General features: G+C 39.7%; 18 protein-coding genes. 3 read left to right on the top strand and 15 right to left on the bottom strand.

The genetic code is table 11. The features are described from left to right. Positions 1-9: 9 nt before the first annotated feature. The 6 genes from COJ96_RS07245 to COJ96_RS07220 all read right to left on the bottom strand — a co-directional run bounded on the left by COJ96_RS07245 (position 10) and on the right by COJ96_RS07220 (position 5,601). Positions 10-1,179: an MGDG synthase family glycosyltransferase gene (locus tag COJ96_RS07245; RefSeq protein WP_098572291.1), complete on the bottom strand. Its 1,170-nt coding sequence runs from the start codon at positions 1,177-1,179 to the stop codon at positions 10-12. Positions 1,180-1,355: 176 nt separating this feature from the next. Then, positions 1,356-1,973, bottom strand: a complete 618-nt coding sequence (locus COJ96_RS07240) for a DedA family protein (protein ID WP_098572290.1) — start codon at positions 1,971-1,973, stop codon at positions 1,356-1,358. An 8-nt stretch (positions 1,974-1,981) separates the two neighbouring features. Continuing rightward, positions 1,982-2,686 (bottom strand): polysaccharide deacetylase family protein, encoded by a 705-nt coding sequence (locus COJ96_RS07235; protein ID WP_257148458.1) that lies wholly within the window; start codon positions 2,684-2,686, stop codon positions 1,982-1,984. After that, positions 2,683-4,068, bottom strand: a complete 1,386-nt coding sequence (locus COJ96_RS07230; protein ID WP_098572289.1) for a sensor histidine kinase — start codon at positions 4,066-4,068, stop codon at positions 2,683-2,685. Before COJ96_RS07230 ends, COJ96_RS07235 begins: the two co-directional genes overlap by 4 nt. Before the next feature lie 4 nt (positions 4,069-4,072). Continuing rightward, positions 4,073-4,771 carry a response regulator transcription factor gene (locus tag COJ96_RS07225; RefSeq protein WP_098572288.1) on the bottom strand — a complete coding sequence of 233 codons (699 nt, stop codon included), beginning with the start codon at positions 4,769-4,771 and terminating at the stop codon, positions 4,073-4,075. 239 nt (positions 4,772-5,010) lie between these two features. Further along, entirely contained in the window at positions 5,011-5,601 is a 591-nt protein-coding gene (locus tag COJ96_RS07220) for a putative ABC transporter permease (protein ID WP_098572287.1), read from the bottom strand. A 273-nt stretch (positions 5,602-5,874) separates the two neighbouring features. Between COJ96_RS07220 and COJ96_RS07215 the strand changes: the two genes are divergently transcribed. The 3 genes from COJ96_RS07215 (at position 5,875) to COJ96_RS07205 (ending at position 8,414) form a co-directional block, all read left to right on the top strand. After that, a complete protein-coding gene (locus tag COJ96_RS07215) occupies positions 5,875-6,495 on the top strand; it encodes a TetR/AcrR family transcriptional regulator (RefSeq protein WP_098572286.1) in 621 nt (206 codons plus the stop codon). A 141-nt stretch (positions 6,496-6,636) separates the two neighbouring features. After that, a complete protein-coding gene (locus COJ96_RS07210; RefSeq protein WP_098572285.1) occupies positions 6,637-7,362 on the top strand; it encodes an ABC transporter ATP-binding protein in 726 nt (241 codons plus the stop codon). Continuing rightward, on the top strand, positions 7,359-8,414 hold the full coding sequence (locus tag COJ96_RS07205) for an ABC transporter permease (protein ID WP_098572284.1): 1,056 nt from the start codon (positions 7,359-7,361) through the stop codon (positions 8,412-8,414). Before COJ96_RS07210 ends, COJ96_RS07205 begins: the two co-directional genes overlap by 4 nt. Positions 8,415-8,463: 49 nt before the next feature. Here COJ96_RS07205 and COJ96_RS07200 read toward each other — a convergent pair whose 3' ends face one another. The 9 genes from COJ96_RS07200 to prfB all read right to left on the bottom strand — a co-directional run bounded on the left by COJ96_RS07200 (position 8,464) and on the right by prfB (position 18,267). Continuing rightward, on the bottom strand, positions 8,464-9,057 hold the full coding sequence (locus COJ96_RS07200) for an NADPH-dependent FMN reductase (RefSeq protein ID WP_098572283.1): 594 nt from the start codon (positions 9,055-9,057) through the stop codon (positions 8,464-8,466). 293 nt (positions 9,058-9,350) lie between these two features. Further along, positions 9,351-10,541 (bottom strand): PDZ domain-containing protein, encoded by a 1,191-nt coding sequence (locus COJ96_RS07195; RefSeq protein WP_098572282.1) that lies wholly within the window; start codon positions 10,539-10,541, stop codon positions 9,351-9,353. Between the two features lie 217 nt (positions 10,542-10,758). Next, on the bottom strand, positions 10,759-12,216 hold the full coding sequence (locus COJ96_RS07190; RefSeq protein ID WP_098572281.1) for a S41 family peptidase: 1,458 nt from the start codon (positions 12,214-12,216) through the stop codon (positions 10,759-10,761). A 155-nt stretch (positions 12,217-12,371) separates the two neighbouring features. Continuing rightward, complete coding sequence (locus tag COJ96_RS07185) at positions 12,372-13,664, bottom strand: murein hydrolase activator EnvC family protein (protein ID WP_098572280.1); 1,293 nt, start codon at positions 13,662-13,664, stop codon at positions 12,372-12,374. Between the two features lie 167 nt (positions 13,665-13,831). Further along, a complete protein-coding gene (gene ftsX / locus COJ96_RS07180) occupies positions 13,832-14,725 on the bottom strand; it encodes a permease-like cell division protein FtsX (protein WP_098572279.1) in 894 nt (297 codons plus the stop codon). Beyond that, on the bottom strand, positions 14,715-15,401 hold the full coding sequence (gene ftsE / locus COJ96_RS07175; protein ID WP_098572278.1) for a cell division ATP-binding protein FtsE: 687 nt from the start codon (positions 15,399-15,401) through the stop codon (positions 14,715-14,717). The genes ftsX and ftsE overlap by 11 nt, the downstream gene beginning before the upstream one ends. A 253-nt stretch (positions 15,402-15,654) precedes the next feature. Beyond that, positions 15,655-15,999 (bottom strand): cytochrome c551, encoded by a 345-nt coding sequence (gene cccB, locus COJ96_RS07170; protein WP_218936502.1) that lies wholly within the window; start codon positions 15,997-15,999, stop codon positions 15,655-15,657. A 51-nt stretch (positions 16,000-16,050) separates the two neighbouring features. Next, positions 16,051-16,917 carry a YitT family protein gene (locus COJ96_RS07165; RefSeq protein WP_098572276.1) on the bottom strand — a complete coding sequence of 289 codons (867 nt, stop codon included), beginning with the start codon at positions 16,915-16,917 and terminating at the stop codon, positions 16,051-16,053. Between the two features lie 248 nt (positions 16,918-17,165). Then, a protein-coding gene (gene prfB / locus COJ96_RS07160; RefSeq protein ID WP_098572275.1) for a peptide chain release factor 2 occupies positions 17,166-18,267 on the bottom strand; the annotation gives its coding sequence in 2 pieces (ribosomal slippage) (positions 17,166-18,194 and positions 18,196-18,267; 1,101 coding nt in all). Positions 18,268-18,616: the final 349 nt, after the last annotated feature.

Here is an 18,616-nt window from a genome sequence, read left to right as displayed (position 1 = left end):
CCCGCTATCTTAAATTCGTAACGGTGATGAATAATTAACGAATCCCAAGTGCCTGACACTCTTTTTTTGGTCTAGGATGTTTGCGAATAACTCCACGATTTTTTCTGGCTTGTCCAGCTTTATTCCCTGCTGGTAAGAATCGACCGCATGCTCCCAGTGATTCATTCTATTCTGATCCTTTAATACACTTAGAAATTGCTTTTCCAATGAAGATTGATGGTCAAGCTCAAATACGAGCTTCTTACGTTTTAAATATTGAAGATTTATTTCCTCTTGCCCAGGAAGTGCGGAATGAACAAAGATCGGCAGTCTTTTTCGGATTGCTTCACTTATGGTGACTCCTCCTGGTTTTGAGACAATCGCATCAACTTCTTCATAAAGTAAATTCATTTCTGAGCGGGAAGAAAGATAGGTTAGTGGTTTAATATGATCTAAATCCCACGAAAGGATTTCATCATAAAGCTTCTTGTTTTTCCCACACAGAACCAAGAACTCTAAGTTTGAGGAGCTTTTTAATTCCTCAGCTAACTTTAAAAGCCCGCCTAACCCGCTATTCCCGCCAGATAATAAGATTTTGGGCCGACCATCCTTGGGTTGTTTTCGCTTAACGGTTTTCGAAATTTCTTCATGGACAGGAATCCCCGTAACAATCATCTGTTGATCTGGAATTTGATATCTTGTGCTGAGTCTTTCTTTGACCTCTTGACTAGGGAGGAAATGGAGGTCGATTCCCTCTTTTCCCCAAACACTATTAATAAAGAAATCGGTATAGACATTAATAATCGGTATGTCGCATTTCCCCTTCATTTTTAACTTACTTAGAAGATAGGAAGGGAACCCATGCGTACAAACAAGTAAATCTGGTTTTTCCTCTGCTATTAATTGCTCCATTTTCTTCAGAAAGAGCGGTTGATACCATTTAAAGGCCTGTTTTTTTGTTGGCGGTACGTAAAAAAAGCTCTTGTAGGCGATATTATAGGTGTCCGGTGCGTATCGAATCCAATTTAAATAGCCCTTTGTGATCACTTTTTCTAACGATTTATTTGTATAACTCAATAAGTCAATTTTTTTCAAACTAATGTCATCTGTATGATGTTTAAAAAGGTCCATTAATGCCTCAGCGACTTGATGATGGCCCGACTGCATTTGTAAGAGTGGTAAAAACAAAATCTTCTTCACTTATTCCATCTCCTGTTCTACTAGAAATCATCCTTAAAAAATAATAATTTCTAAATGACCCTTCCACTGTATCACTCATTTCTAGAAAAACTGGCTTTTTAATGGATTTTTAATCTTCCCTTCAGCTTTTTTTTAGTTTGGTTGAAAAAAGGCAAAAAGCCCGAAAAGATGTCTTTTCAGGTTTTATTTGTGTGTCTATTTAGGTAATTCCTTCTTTTCCCCTTTATATACTTAAAGATCATATATAACGAAAAAAGAAAGAAAAATGCAATTCCTACATATGGAACATAGTCTGGATTTATATGAAATACTTTCCCCGCAAAATAACCCCCAACAATAAAAGGAATGGTCCAGAGGAAAGTGCCTATCATGGAAAAAACCAAAAACCTCCGAAATGGAATGTTGTTGATCCCAGCAAAATATGGGCTTATTTGCCGGATACCTGGCAGATAAAAACCGATCAGGATGGTTTTACGAACATTTGTCGTGTATTTACCAGTTACCTTTTCCCAACGGTCATTAGTAATCCCTGCATACTTTCCGTACTTTTTAATAAACGGGAACCCTACAAATTTTCCGACTGAATAAGCGGCCAGCATTCCAGTAAATGCCCCAAGAATGGAACACAGCATGGCCAGCCCCAATGAGAGCTGATGATGAAAACTCAGCACACCGATTAAAAAGAGCAGCGATTCTTCCGGAGCAGGAATACCGATAATCCCAAACAATAAAAAAAGAAAAATGACAAAGTAACCATATATATTAATATAATTTATTATTGTCTCTACATTCATAGCAGCCTCTAAAAGGTAACTTCTTCTAATGCAATAAATTTTGTTCCCTTTTTAACATTTTCCTGTAAATAAATTTCTAAACACTTTAGCATATAATAGGGCGCTAGCTTATCTGCCCCCCATGTTTCCCCACAATCATGAAGCAGCAACACGGAACCTGCTTCCGTCGCTTGGAGCAGTTGATTAAGCAGACCGTATTTGCCTTTCGCTGCCTTCCAATCACCAAAGATATGCGACCACATAATCACTTTAAATCTCTTACTCAAAAATAAGCTAAAAAGATTAAAGCTTCCCCACGGTGGTCGATAGAAGATTACTTTTTTATTGGTGATTTGATGGATGGCCTGTTCTGTCATTTGTAATTGCCTCTTGAAATGAAAGGGCGTGAGAATCCAGCTAGAAATATGGTTATAATGATGAATGCCAATCGTATGCCCCTCCTGACACATTCGCTTGATTATGTCAGGGTAGGCTTTCACTTTGCTGCCCACCACAAAAAAGGAGGCCTTTACCCCATACTTTTTCAATAAATCAAGCAATTGTGGTGTATATTCAGGATTGGGACCATCATCAAACGTAATGGCGATTGCCGGAGCATGTATCCTTTTAACGATTCTCCGTCCGCTCATTCGAATGAAGATGGTTGGTACTATTGCATAGATAAGGAACAAAATGAATAAAAGCATAAAACTCACAATCAATATTTTAATCACTCAAAAACATTTCCTTTCCATCTTTCCTTAGGCAGGAACAACTCCACTTCTGTCCCCACTCCCTCAGTACTTTTTACGATAATTTCACCTTGGTGCTGCTTCATGATATTTTTTGCAATCGACAACCCTAGACCTGTCCCGCCTGTCTCCCGGCTTCGGGCTTTGTCCACCCGGTAAAAACGTTCAAAGACATTTTCTATTTCACACTCAGGGATGCCAATTCCGTAATCTTTAACCGTAATGATTGTCCATTGTTCCTTTTCCTTTAAATACACATCGATTCTATCTTTACTGTATTTGATAGCATTATCGATTAAGATAATAATTGCTTGTTTTAATTTGACTTCATCGGCTACAACTGAGATGTCAGGTTCTTGATGATGGAGGATGATTTCTCTTTTATAGGCGCTTTTAAGCTGCTTAAAAATAAGCTCACACAAGGCTACTACGTTAATTGATTTTGCTTCTAAATGATTTCCTGATTCTGTATCAGCTAAATCCAAAAACCGCTCGGTCATCTTTTGAATTCTTGTAGCTTCCAAATGAATCGATTCAATCGCATCATGGGCAACCTCTTCATTTTGTAATCCACGTCTAAGAAGGAGGTCAGCATAGCTTTTGATTACCGTGAGCGGGGTTTTTAATTCATGGGAGGCGTCAGAGATAAATTGCCTCTGTTTTTCGAGATTCGCCTCTAATCGGCCAATCATCCGATTAAACGTTACCGCCAATTTTTGCAATTCATCCTTTGTCTCATGTTGGATGATGATTTTCTTCGGAATCCCACTTTTTTCAATATCCTCCATGGTGTTAATCATATTAGAAATCGGCCTCATAATTAGATTCGACAGCCATCTGCCCCCGAGCAGTGATAATACCGCTCCTAAAATCGTACAAAACGCAAGAATGGAAAGTAATAAATCTTTTCCCGTTTCTAATCCGGCTAGTTTCTCTCCAAACTCCAGTGTTCCTACAACTTGTCCATGTGATTGAATCGGCACCCTGACAATCGCAAATTGTTCTTCTTGATGATTAAGTCGAATGGTCCGCCTTTGAGTACCCTTTTCGCTAGTGAATTTCGGTTTTATTATCGCAGCCAATTGCGGATCGTTTGTTACTTGATTCATTATTTTCGCATCCGGCTGAACAATCCTTATAAACGATTGATTCGTTAGATAAGGGGTTAATTTTTCCTTAATAACAGACTGGGAATCTTCCTTGTTTATTTCATTTATCAAGTAATCAGCCTTTTGAAACAGTTCACCATCTTCCATATTGACAGTAATCTTCATAAATGAAAAAAAGACCACCGCATTCACAGCAAGTAACACACAGATAATCCAAGCTGTGGTAATTAGATTAATTTTTGTGGTAATCTTCATTTCTTTAATTCTCCCTTACGGTATAACCGATTCCCCTTACCGTTTGAATAATCGTCGGGTCTGAAAAACCCTCTTCAATCTTCTTGCGTAAATGTCTGATAAATACATCAATAACATTTGTTTCCCCTTCATATTCATATCCCCAAACATCAAGAAGGATGCTTTCCCGTGTGACAATTTTATTTTTATTGGATAGTAAATACACGAGTAGATCGAATTCCTTGGGAGTTAACGTGATCGAAGTCTCCCCTCTTATCACCTCTCGTGTATCAAGATTAACGGTTAAATCTCCTACCGCTAATAAGGAGTCATCCGCTTGTGCGGCCTTGACCGCAATGGAATTTTGACGAAGACATGAGCGAATTCTTGCTAATAATTCCTCAATTTCAAATGGCTTTGTAATATAATCGTTGGCTCCTTGATCGAGTCCGGTAACTTTATCCATTGTCGTATTACGTGCTGTTAATAAAATTACTGGGATTAGGTTATTCTCTTTTCTTAGTTTTCTTAACAGCTCAATGCCATTCATCTCAGGCAACATAACATCTAATAAAATTAAATCAAATTTTTCGTTCAAGGCTGCCTGCAAACCTGATTTCCCGTCATACGCCACCATTACTTCATATCCCTCATAGTCGAGTTCAATCCTTAATATCTTGGCGATCTGTTTTTCATCCTCTACAATTAAAATCCGCTGTTTCATTGTCATCCCTCCTTTTTCATTCATTAGCCTTGGCCGAAAATTTACATATTTGTATAACGAACTATCTCTCTCTAAGATCCAACTCATTCAATTTAGCACTTTTTTTGCTTAGTTTTCTTTTTTTCATTGAATTTTAATCTTTCGTCGATCTCTAGGTTCATGAAAGATTCCTAGTTAACGTCAAAAACTCCTTCATTTTGATGGAAGGAGTTTTATAAGATTTTGGTGTCAGGCACCTATTAAATTTGATTATTTGCTTTTTCTGTCAATAGTTCTTGCAGCGAATGTTTGCGAATCGCTAAGACTAGATCGGCTAGGAAATACAATCCTATCGCTGACCAGACCCATGCCCAATATGGTTCCACATTCCCGTATGTTGAGACAATTACCGGATGGATCCATTTAATACATAGCAGCGACAGCACCATCCAGGCTATTGAAAAGGGGACGCAAATATGACCATGAAGCTGCAGGGGGGTGTCGCTGTAATCCCACCATTTCCGGTTAAAAAGCTTTTGCAGAAGCGCTCCTGTTAAATATTCCACCAAAGTTGGGATGAAGAAACAAATAAATAGGACTACTCCCCCACTTGTTTCTGGTGAAATTAAATAGACCAAGAGCACAGGGGTAATGCCGTACATCGGTTTAAATGGTCCAAAGAGAAAATTCGGCTTAAAAAATTCCCGTTTCGTTATAAAATTATAGCTGTTTTCAAGGAGCCAGCCTAAAAACGAATAAACGGTGAAATAAAAAATAAGCGCGGCTGCTCCATCTAGATTAAAAAGAGTAGGATTTTGAAACTCAATTCCATTCAGCAAGTTAATAATCATGGCTGAACCACCTTTCATGGATAAGAATTTCCCACTTTAGGTTTAACAGCCATGCTTCCAAATATACTAAAAAATCCCTATTTTGTGCTTTTCAAACTTGGGAAAATACGCATTACATAAAATTAAACACAATGTTGATTAATGTTCATTGTGTATATTATAATTCGTTTATTAAGAAAGGCAATCAACAATAAAAAGCTATCTGTCTATTACTTAACACAAACGAATAAAACGTTTATTTTTTCTAAAAAAAATTTTTGGGGAGGAATAGGAATGTTGGAAAAACCAACGGATAAGCGAATTGTACGGACAAAGCGATTGATTCGTGATGCTCTTACAGAGTTAATGGAGGAAAAAGGATTTGAAGGGATTACCGTCCGAGATTTAACACAAAAAGCAGAGATTAATCGTGGAACATTTTATCTACATTACCATGATAAATATGATTTATTGGAGCAAAGCGAAGCAGAGATCTTAACCGATATTCAAAAAATCGCGCAAGAAATAAATCCCCTCGATTTCATGAATTTTAATCGGGCAGATGAACCTTTTCCATTCATTATTACCCTTTTTGAACTTTTCCAAGAGAATTCGAGCTTCATGAAAGTAATACTAGGCCCTAATGGAGATGCATCATTTCAAGGAAAATTAAAAGATTTCATTAAACAAACCTTTTATCAAAATATCATGTCAAAAATAAATACCGATCATTTGCTTGTCCCGGTGGATTATCTTTTCGCTTATGTCAGTTCCGCCCACCTCGGTGTGATTCAGCATTGGTTAGAAAGCGGGATGGAAAAATCTCCACGAGAAATAGCGATGATCCTTTCGCGTATCACATTTTTAGGACCGAGAAACGCTCTTGGTCTTAAACCAAATTTGACTGATGATTAACGTGCAATCTTTTTTCGAAAATAAATATACACTTTGTTGCCCTGTGACTGATAATCAACACATTGTTGTTTTTTGTTTATTGCTTATATCCACATGCGTTGTAAAATGAAATCATAATAGCCATCCTAGGAGGCATGATTGATGAATTCAACCATTAATGTAGAAAGCGTCAGTAAAAGTTTTGGAAAAAAGACTGTCTTAAATGAGGTCAACTTAACGATCGAAAAAGGGCAGTTATTCGGTTTGATTGGACCTTCTGGCGCCGGAAAGACCACCCTTGTCAAAATGATTGTTGGCATGGAAAAGGCGGATAAAGGTTCCATTCACGTGTTAAATAAAAAAATGCCGAACCTTTCCTTACTTCAAGACATTGGCTATATGGCCCAAGCAGATGCCTTGTATGGTGAATTAACAGGAGAGGAGAATCTAAAGTTTTTCGCTTCCCTATTTGGGTTGAATAAAGAAGCGCAGAAAAAACGGCTACAGTATGTCGCCAATTTAGTTAACCTCACCAATGACTTAAACAAAAGGGTAGCAGCTTATTCTGGAGGGATGAAACGTCGTTTATCTTTGGCAATCGCACTAATTCAAGACCCAAAAATCTTAATCCTAGATGAGCCAACAGTCGGAATTGATCCCGAATTGAAATTGTCGATTTGGAAAGAATTCCTCCGCTTGAAAAATGATGAGCAAAAAACAATCATCGTCACTACCCATGTTATGGATGAAGCAGTGAAATGCGATTATGTCGCCATGGTTCGCGATGGACGGATTTTAACAAGCGGTACACCTAATGAATTAAAAGCGTTATACGATACCGATGATTTCGATGAGGTATTCCTGAAGGCTGGGGTGAAACAATCATGAGAGTGTTCGCGTTAGTTAAACGAATCTTCCGGCAGATGTTTCGGGATAAACGCACCTTAGCATTGTTGTTTGTGGCACCACTGCTCATTCTGACCTTGATGTACTTTTTATTTAACGGCAACACCGTCGATCCTAAATTAGGGGTCTCGGGTGTGGATGGTAATCTTGTCAGCGTATTGAAAAAGGCAGACATTCAAGTGAAACAGTATGAAAAAGTCAATTTTCAAACGGTGGTAAATGACGACCTTGATGGATTATTAGAACAAGAGAATGGACGTTTGAAATTAACCTTGCAAAATAACGACCCGTCAAAAGCGAAAGGCTTGCAGATGAAAGTCAGCCAAGCGGTCGCGGCCCAAAGTCAAGCTAAGTTAATTCAGCAAAATCCGGCTGCGGCGGTTTTGGTGCAGCCAAGCGTCGATATTGATTATGTATATGGAGATGCTGACACCGTCTTTTTTGATGTATTAAGCCCGATATTAGTTGGCTTCTTTGTTTTCTTTTTTGTCTTTATTATTTCTGGTATTGGTTTATTGCGTGAGCGGACAACGGGGACCTTGGAAAGATTGATGGCCACGCCGATACGGAGATGGGAAATCGTTACCGCGTACTTGGTAGGCTATGGTATTTTTGCAGTCATCCAAACCATGATTGTGGTATTCTATTCTATTAATGTATTAGATATCGTTCTGGTCGGGTCGATTGGGAATGTGCTTCTCATCAATTTAATTCTCGCATTGGTTGCTCTCTCCCTTGGAATCCTTTTATCAACCTTTGCTGCTTCTGAGTTTCAGATGATTCAATTTATCCCAATCGCCGTGATTCCACAAATATTTTTCGCAGGAATCTTTCCGCTGGAAGGGATGGCCGATTGGTTACAGGCAGTTGCAAAGGTTATGCCGATGTACTATGCAGGGGACGCCCTAAAAGGTGTGATGTATAAAGGGCTAAGTTTTAGTGAGATAAGCGGTGACCTCTTGGCGTTACTCATCTTCGCAGCGATTTTCATTGTGTTGAATATTTTCTCTTTGAAAAAATACCGAAAACTATAACAAAAATAAGGGGAGAGATGATCAGTAATCATCTCTCCCCTGTTCATTTTTAGCGGATTGTTTTTAATGCGCCGCTCCATTGGTTAACTTCATCAAGCATAGCATTTACATTTGTAAGGTGTAATTCAGCTGGTTTGAAAACACTGCCGTTTTCAAAGTCTGTGAATAATGACAAGGTTGGATGTGTACGAACATCCGCTACTTTTTGTTCTGCAAGAATGCCGCGTAAATGTTCAGCAGCACGTGCTCCACCGGTTGAACCATAGCTAACAATACCTGCTGCCTTGTTATACCAAGCCTCACGTGCAAAGTCGATGGCGTTCTTTAATGCACCTGTAATACTGTGATTGTATTCTTGAACAATGAATACGAAGCCATCTAATTCCGCAAGTTTTGTATTCCATTGTGCGATTCCTGGTTCTGAACCGTCTGTTGTACCTAAGAATGGTAAATTAAAGTCTGCGATATCCACGATTTCATAGTTTGCATCGCCGCGTTTGTCAGCAATTCCTTTCACCCATTCCCCAACTTGCGGGCTAACCCGTCCTTGACGTGTGCTGCCTAAAATAATCCCAATGTTTAATTTTGTCATTGTTTTTTCCTCCTTTGTTGAATCACCAAATAGTCTACCTAAAAAACCCATCTTCAACACCACCTATAAAAAATTATTTATATGAAAAATACGTAGTGTTCTGGAATAAACAAAACGCTTGTTTATAGGATTTTTTCCTACAAACATCCTTACCAAGATATTATTAATTAAAGTATTAGTAAATAAAGTATTATTAATTAATATATCTTTAATTCAAAGTAATAATATAATATTTATGGTTTCTTGTCAATCGAATTAACTTTAGATTTTACAAAGATATTATTAATTATTTCTAAAAACCATAAAAAAACCACTTAGCACAGATGGCTAAGTGGTTTTTGGTGTCAGGCACCAACATCATATTTACGATCGTCCTGTACAAAGAGGATGCCTAGTTCGTGGTGGTCGCCTTCGTATAGGGCGCGTTGGACGAAACGGATTTCTCCGTTTGTGTCGAGGACCTCTAGTTTACAATGGGCTCGGTTTTTTTGCAGTGCTTCGTAAAACACCTTTTCATCACGTACCAAGACGCCATTGGCTTTCGTAACCACTTCACCCACCTGTAAATCCATTTTACTTGCGGGTGACTCGGGAATAACCCCGATAATCATCAGGCCCTGATTCTTTTTGGAGAAATAAAACGGGAGATTATCATCCTTCATGCCAGCGAGTAAAATAATAAACTCACGGCCGAGAACAGCCAGAGCAGCGGTTACAATCGAACTGAGCGGGAACCAATAGCCTAGAACAGAAAGAATTGTCACAAACACTCCAAGGAGAATTACCCGGCGGCCATGAAGCTCAATCGCAATCTTAGGAAGCATTCCTTTGACCTGTTGATGAAACCCAATCGCAAATGGAACAAAAATCAGCGAGTACTCTTTGGCACCCAAATGGAAAACGGGCCACCAGTCAAAGGGAAGCTGCAGCGCATTACCTGGAATAAGTAAGAAGATTGGCAGCATCCAGAGACGCTTACCTTCATGTAAACCTACATTTTGACCGCGTTTGCTTTTAGCAAGTTTAGGGGATGTCCCAAAACTTCCATTTTTAAGGATGAGCATCCCTTCTGCGATTAGCATCAACCCAAGCAAAACAACAATAGAAGGATAGATCTTGTCACTTAATGCCGCAAACGACTTCGAGAAAAGCGGGATCGACCAATGATTTTCCGCGATCAATATGATGGAGAAAAAGGCTGCCCCCATCGTGTAGGCAGGCGAAACCCAGCGGACATTTGTTGTGAGTGACCACAAAAATGTAAATCCAGCAATTAGCAGAATCGTTGCGAATGGAACCGTGATTCCTGCCGCAATAACAATTACTGAAATCACAAGACCTATTAAAATGCCTGGCGGAAATAACTGTCGAAGTTCGAAATAGGCATCATGTGCCCGAATATGGAAATTTTTCCGCTCACGTTTCACCCTCCTTACGCCTAAAATCGCTGCAAGGAAAACGAGATAGTATAAAACAGGATGAAGAAATAACTTGCCTGTCCCTTTCAGAAGTTCTACAAGCCATATTTGCACCAATTCCTGTCACCTGCCTCTATTAAAAATTTCTAGTAATCTATTATGGAAAAGTCTCCTAAAGTGTATTTTACCAAATTAACACCATAAAACATATTGCTAGTTTTTAGAAAATGGTAATAATATTGTATCAAGAAAAAAGCGCTGAAGCTGGATTCAGAGAATCACAATTAATTATATAATTTGATATAAAAGAAAAACAGAGGCCTTAGCCCCTGCTTTACTCTTTCGTTATTAATCGCAATGCGGTTTGTAACTGCAGATCGTTTTTCTCTTTTTTCATTTCCGCAATGGCTGCTTCTTCAAGTTTGGATGCGGTCTCTGGACCAATTTTTCCAGTTGGGTCCAGGTTTGCTTGGAGCTGGAATCCTTTAACGGCCATCGTCGTTTCTTTACTAAAATAACCATCCGTCCGGCCTGGGGCGAATCCTAAGCCTGCTAACACTTCTTGGGCATTCTTCACTTGCTCATTGTTCATATCCTCTTCCAATGTCTCTTCCACTTGAATCGGATGGGTGGAGAAAATCGCAGGTTGTTTAATAGCTACATCCGGTTCGATCCCTTTCTTATGAATCCAGTTTCCATCTGGAGTCAGCCATTTAAATAACGTCAGCTTGATGTTACTTCCATCCCCCATCGGCACAGCCTGCTGAACGGTGCCTTTTCCGAAGGTAGTTTCTCCAACAAGTTGGTAACCAACCGCTTCTTGTAGGGAACCGGCAAGAATTTCGGATGCGGAGGCACTGCCTTTGTTAACAAGGACAACCACGGGATACTTCTTCTTCTCCGTAAGATTGGAGAAGTATCGTTTTTTATCGCCATTTCGCTGCTCAATTTGGACATATGGCTTATTCTCCGGGACAAATTCCTTTAATATCTCGCCAACACTATCAAGGAGGCCGCCGGGGTTTCCTCGTACATCAATAACCAATCCTTTAATATGATCGTTTTCTAAGGCGGTTAATTCCTTTTCAAAATCAGCAGCTGTATCCTCTGAAAAAGAAGTTAGTTCGATATAGCCAATTTTTTGGCCATCATGTTCCTTAATAGATGCATGGACCGTTTCAAGAGGAATTTCATCACGTGTGACATCAATGGACAATGGATCTTTCAACCCTTTTCTCGCAATTAATAATTGAACCTTCGTCCCTTTTTTCCCGCGAATCTTGAGGGTTGCCTTATTCAAGTCCAGCCCTTCCACACTTTTTCCATCGACCTTTAAAATTTGATCATTTGGCTTAATGCCTGCTTTTTCAGCAGGAGAACCTTTGAACGGAGAGACGATCACAATTTTCCCATCGACCATGCCGACTTCAGCCCCGATTCCTTCGAATGAGGATTCCAACGTTTGAGTGAATTGTTGGGCAGTCTCCTTGTCCATATAGACAGAGTACGGATCTTTAAGGACAGATAACATCCCTTGAATCGCACCTTCTACCAACTTTTCCTGATCTACTTTTTCAACATACCTGCTTGAAATAAGATCATAGGCATTCTCCACTTTTTCTAGGTCTCCAACCTTTTCCGCCGAACTAACCCCATTATCATTCGGGGTTTTCACTAGGTCGAGTTGATTACTGCCATCTTTATGATTTAATAACTGCATGCCTGCGTATGTGCCCCCCGCCCCTGTCAGGAGCGAACCCGTCATCAATAAGGCAATCCATCTACGATTCATTTCAGGTCCTCCTCAAGTTAAAAATGCCTGTCCTATCTATTTTTCTAAAAAGGCACCAAATTCCTGCCCGATTATTTACATATATGTAAAGAGTGGACGAGATATGATGATTGAAAGGTATAAAAAAAAGAAGAAGCCCGAGGCTTCTCCAATTATTATGGTAATGGAACAATGCCGACAGGATTGATGGCATAACGTTTATCCTGTGTCCATGGTCCTTTATGAAGTTCAAAATGCAAATGCTGCCCTCTTGAGGCACCCGTATTCCCCATCAGACCAATCTTTTGGCCCTTTTTCACACTTGCCCCGCTGCCAACATAACGCTGGGTCATATGAGCATAAACAGTTGTATACACTTGTCCATTAATCGAGTGTGAAACAAAAATACAATTTCCATACGTGCTAGAATAATAGGATCTAATCACCACGCCATTGGCCGCCGCAACGATTGGTACCTTCGTCCCATTGGCAATATCGACACCATAGTGATTCCCATCCCCACGGCCGCCAAAACCAGAACTACGATATCCAGAAGCCGGCTGGGTCCAAACTCCGCTCGTAACATTAGGTGTGCTGTCAGATTTAGGACCACTATCATTTCCACTGTTTGAGTTTGTCGTTCTGCTTCTTTTCGCTTCTGCTTTTGCTTCTGCTGCGGCTCTAGCTTGAGCTGCTTTTTCCATTTGAATGGCCTTTTGAATCGCGGCCTCTTGAGCAGCAAGAAGTTGCTCCTCTTCTTTCAATTCCATCATGCCTTCATGGACTTCTTCTTCCTGGTCTTTAAGGCTTGCTAACATTTTATCTTTTTCTTTCTTTTGTACATTTAATTGCTGATTCATAGTTTTTAATTCTGCTAACATCTGCTCGAGACTAGCTAGATCTTTTTCTACTTTCGCCTGTTTCTGTGCGAGTTCCTGTTTATCGGCCTCATGCCGCTTAATAATTTCTTGGTCAGCCTGCACGATCGTGGCAACTGCATTGGCCCTGTCAATGAAATCGCTAAAGCTGGTGGATCCCATTAACACATCTAAATAATTGACCATCCCGCCATTTTCCTGATAACTGCGGGCCCTGTCCTTCAAAAGGACATTTCGCTTATTAATTCGCTCTTTAATCACCTTTGTTTCCGCTTGAAGTTTCGAAACCTCCGCTTTTGTATCTGTTATCTTTTTGGATTTATCGGCGATTTTTGTGGTTGTATCTTCAATCGCAAAGTCAAGGCGTTTCATTTCACTCTTTACGTCCGCCTGCTGACCTTTTAAGGTGTTGATCTTATCATTCGCTTGATTGATACCTGATTGTATATTAGAACGTTTCTCGTGTATTTTATTTTGTTCACCTTTTAGACTAGAGATTGATGCAGCTTCTGTTTTAACAGAAACTCCGCCAAATATTGTTCCTAGTCCGACCGCTAGTGCAGCGGTGATGGTGATTACTGATTTTTTCATTTCCGATTTCTCCTCCTACCTCTCTATGTACAGGTAAATTCATGTTTACCTGATTATGACGAATGCTGCTGCACGGCACATTTTGAAGGACTCATGCGTCTATCCTAGTTATAGGTCGGATAACATTAAATTAGGAAGGATACGGGTACCATCCTTCCTGAACTGGATTATACTTTTAAGAATTTTCGAACAGACATTAAACTTCCCCAAATTCCTATCAGAGCACCCATAAGAATAAGAATGCCGGAAACTTGATACATGAACGGATCAAATGGAAGTACTTTAATGAAAGTTCCTTCAAGCCGCGGACCAATATAATCATAAGCACGGTAGTAGGCAATGGAAATTAGGATAATTGGTAAAATTGATCCGATTACACCCAGCCATAGTCCTTCTAAGAAGAACGGCCAACGGATGAACGTATTTGTTGCACCTACTAACCTCATAATCTTAATTTCTCTACGTCTTGCAATAATTGTAATTTTGATTGTATTCGAGATTAAGAAAATAGCCGTGAAGAATAAGCCGATAATTAATACAATTCCGACGTTGCGGCTTGCTTTAATAAACTTGAATAATTTCTCCACCTTGCCCTGACCATATTTGACTTTGGCAACATAAGTAGAGTTTTGGATTTGTTTTGCTACTTGCATCGTATCTGTCGGTTTTTTCGTCTTTACAATATAGACATCGTTTAAAGGATTATCCTGTTCAAAAAGTTTAAAGGACTTTCCTTCCTCCCCAAGACTATTTACTAAATTGTCTAGTTCCTGCTGTTTCGAGGAGAAGGTGACACTTTTTACTTCAGGTATACTTTCAATCTCAGTTTTAAGTTTTTGCTGATCTTGAGCGTTTGCAGCGACATCAATATGAACGCGAATTGACACGTCATCTTCTATCGTTTCTGCTACTCTATTAAGATTCATCATAATAACGAAAAAGACACCAACTAAAATCAGGGTAACAGTAACAGCACTTACCGATGCAAAAGTCATCCAGCCATTTCTGCTGATATTCTTTAAGCTATCTCGTGAGTGACGGCCAATGGTTCTAATTTTCATAACCGTATTCACCTCTTTCATCATCACGCACGATTTTACCGCCTTCAATGGCAATTACTCGTTGCTGTAATGTATTAACAATCTCTCGGTTATGGGTTGCCATAACGATCGTCGTTCCTCTTGAATTAATCTCTTCAAATATTTTCATAATTTCCCATGATGTTTCAGGGTCAAGGTTTCCAGTAGGCTCATCCGCAATCACGACTTTCGGGGAATTGACAATCGAACGAGCTATCGAAACACGCTGCTGTTCTCCGCCTGAAAGCTCGGATGGCAGCATTTTTATTTTATGCTTTAAGTTAACAAGATCAAGAACTTCCATCACTCGTTTTTTGATCACTTTCGGCTGGGCTTCGATTACCTCTAAGGCAAAGGCAACATTTTCATAAACAGTTAATCTCGGAAGCAGCTTAAAATCCTGAAAAACAACGCCAAGATTCCGTCTGAAAATCGGGACCTTTTTCATTTTTAATTTGGCCAAGTTCACACCATTCATAGTGATGGTCCCAGAAGTCGGAACTTCCTCACGATACATCATTTTAATAAATGTCGATTTTCCGGCACCACTTGGTCCAACAACATAGACAAATTCGCCCTGGTTGATCCGGACGTCTATCCCATTAATGGCCGAAACTCCATTTGGGTACTTTTTATAAACATCTTGTAGTTCTATCATTTTTTATCACCTTTATTTAAAGACATTTCGAATTTTATTCGACAATAATCTTTTTTATTTGCAAAATGGACTCGGATAACAAAAAAATATGTGCATAATTTCGCATATTTCTATTATAACATCATAAATTGTTAAAAAAAGCGGTAAAAATATTACAGTTTCTTTTCAAAGAATTACAAAACCCGACAAATTTCTCATTTAGGGTAAAATAAAAACGTCCTGTTTTTTCAAAACAGAACGCTTCCCGAGTCTATTATTTTTTCGCTGCAAGCCATTCAGCAACTTTGTTAGCATCATCGCCAGTTATTACTTTTGCAGGCATTTGCCCTTTACCATTTTTAATAATATTCAATATTTCGTCCTTAGAATACTTTGAGCCAACCTTGGTAAGATTTGGTCCCATACCACCTGTTAGATCGCCGCCATGACAGCTGGAGCATTTCTGATCAAAAATCTTCGCTGCTTCATCACTGCTTGCTGTTTCCGTTCCAGTGTCTTTATCTGTGTCTTTACTTGTGTCTTTATCTCCGCCTCCACAGGCAGCCAGCCCCATTACTAATGCAGTTCCCATCAAAAATGTAAGCAATTTCTTTTTCACGTTGTTACCCCCTTCAGAAAATATTACCATCATTGCCCTATTATACCAATCCTATGGCCGTTTGAAACCCTCACCAAGCACTTCAGCAGCATCCATAACAACGACAAATGCAGATGGATCAAGTGCTCTGACCAATTGTTTCAATTTTGTGAACTCTGATTGATCAACCACGCACATTAGAACTGGTCGTTCATGGTCAGTAAAACCACCATATGCTGATAGTTTTGTCACACCACGGTCAATTTTATTCAAGATTCCCTCACGAACTTCTTCTTGTTTACCCGTAATAATCATTGTCATTTTTGATCGGCCGAAACCGACCTGAATTAGATCGATGGTTTTGCTTGTTACATAAAGAGCAATCAATGCATACAATCCTTTTTCAATATCAAATACAATCGCAGCAGCAAGCACAATTAAACCATCGATTATGACGACGCATCGTCCTAGAGAAAAACCTGTATATTTATGAATAATTTGCGCTGCCAGGTCCGTTCCGCCTGTCGATGCTCTTCCTCTAAAAACAATGCCCAGTCCAAGTCCGACACCAATTCCCCCAAACAAAGCCCCAAGGAGGGCATCATTTGTCCAAGGATCTAAATTCCTTGTAAAAAAAACGACTAATGGTAAAAAAATCGTTCCCGCTAGGGTTTTCACACCAAACTGCTTTCCCAATAAAACTACACCAGCTATAAATAAGGGGATATTAAAAGCCCACTGAACATAGGCCGGTTCCCACCCGAGCACTGCTTTTAGAATCGTACTAATACCGCTTACTCCACCTGAGGCTACTTGGTTGGGAAGTAAGAAAACATTAAAGGTTAATGCAATGATTGCCGCACCAATTAATACAAATAGATAATCGATAGCTATTCTCGTTTTAGGATAGGTAAGTGTTAAATTGCTTAAGATATTCATAAAGCTATTCTCCTCAAAATTTATATACTTTCTATATAACCGAAAGTGAGTATAGCATGGGTAAATATTGGTGTAAATGGCAGTAAGTTGACGTGGTAAAGGATTAAATTTTCCTCTTAGCATTTGCCAGTTAAGTGGTTTTTATTAGGTCTTAGAGAGGTTAGTGATGATATCATAGAGAAGGCAAATGATTTCAATAAAATAAGCCTCTGCCGAATTAGTCGGCAAAGGCTATAAATATGTCCAATTTATGAAATTCTTGATCTGAGATACGCATTAATAAACTGGTCCAAATCCCCGTCCATAACTGCCTGAACGTTCCCGCTTTCTGTGCTGGTTCTGTGATCTTTCACCATCGAATATGGATGGAAAACGTAAGAACGAATTTGACTTCCCCAGCCGATTTCTTTTTGTTCGCCTCGTATTTCCAAAAGCTCTTGCTCTTGTTTCTCAATTTCCAATTGATACAGCTTGGCTTTTAGCATTTTTAGGGCTGCCTCGCGGTTTTTAATTTGTGAACGTTCCGCTTGACATGTAACCACCACACCTGTTGGCAAGTGGGTAATCCGGATGGCCGAATCGGTCGTGTTAATATGCTGTCCGCCCGCACCTGTCGCCCGATAGGTATCGATTTTTAAATCTTCTGTCCGGACTTCAATTTGAATGTCATCATTGAGTTCAGGCATGACTTCACAGGAAACGAAAGACGTATGACGACGGCCTGAGGAATCGAATGGAGAAATCCTTACCAGACGGTGGACCCCTTTTTCCGCTTTTAAATAGCCGTACGCATTATGCCCCTTAATCGCAAGCGTTACACTCTTAATCCCCGCTTCATCTCCGGGCAAGTAATCAAGGGTCTCCACCTTAAAGCCCTTTTTCTCCGCCCAGCGAGTATACATCCGCAGCAGCATCGAGCCCCAGTCCTGTGATTCCGTACCGCCCGCACCCGGGTGAAGTTCCAGTATGGCATTATTCTTGTCATACTCCTCACTAAGAAGAAGCTGTAGTTCAAATTGACTCAAACGCGCTGTTAGCTGCCCGAGTTCCTCTTCCAACTCTCCACGCAATTCTTCATCATTTTCTTCTTTGACAAGTTCATAGGTCAATTCCAAATTTTCAAAGCTGCTATTTAGATCATAAAATTCATTGACCTGATCCTTTAATCCATTTGCCTCACTAATGACGGTTTGTGCAGCCTGCTGATCGTTCCAAAAATCAGGTTGAAGCATCTCATCATCTAATTCAGCAATTCTTGCTTCTTTATTCTCAAGGTCAAAGAGACCCCCTAAAGTCCGCTAATTTCTTAGCTGATTTTTCAAGTTCATTACGAATTTCTGCTAATTCCATTGTCTTCACCTCTATAAAAATTACCTATATCGCATTTTATTCCGAAATCAATGTTCAGTTCCTTAACTATTATAGCGTGATATGCGACTAAATTTCAAAGTTTGGTCGTTAAAAAGTTTATGCCTTTGAAGATTGTTGGGTTGTCATAATGTTGAAAAAACAAAAGTAAAAAACGAGCGGAGTGTCCGCTCGTCTCAGACTGTCGACAAATCCGAAGGATTTCGGGTTTTAAATCGACAGTCTTTTTTGTTTGCTACATTAAACTAGTCTGTTGATTTCCGTTCCAGGCGGCTTCGCTTTCCGCGGGCGGTTTCGGGGGGCCTCCTCGACGCCTTCAGCGTCTGCGGGG

The organism is Bacillus sp. AFS073361, from assembly GCF_002567005.1.
In the GTDB taxonomy this organism is placed as follows: Bacteria; Bacillota; Bacilli; order Bacillales; family Cytobacillaceae; genus Neobacillus.
This window is presented reverse-complemented; position numbering and strand designations above follow the sequence as displayed.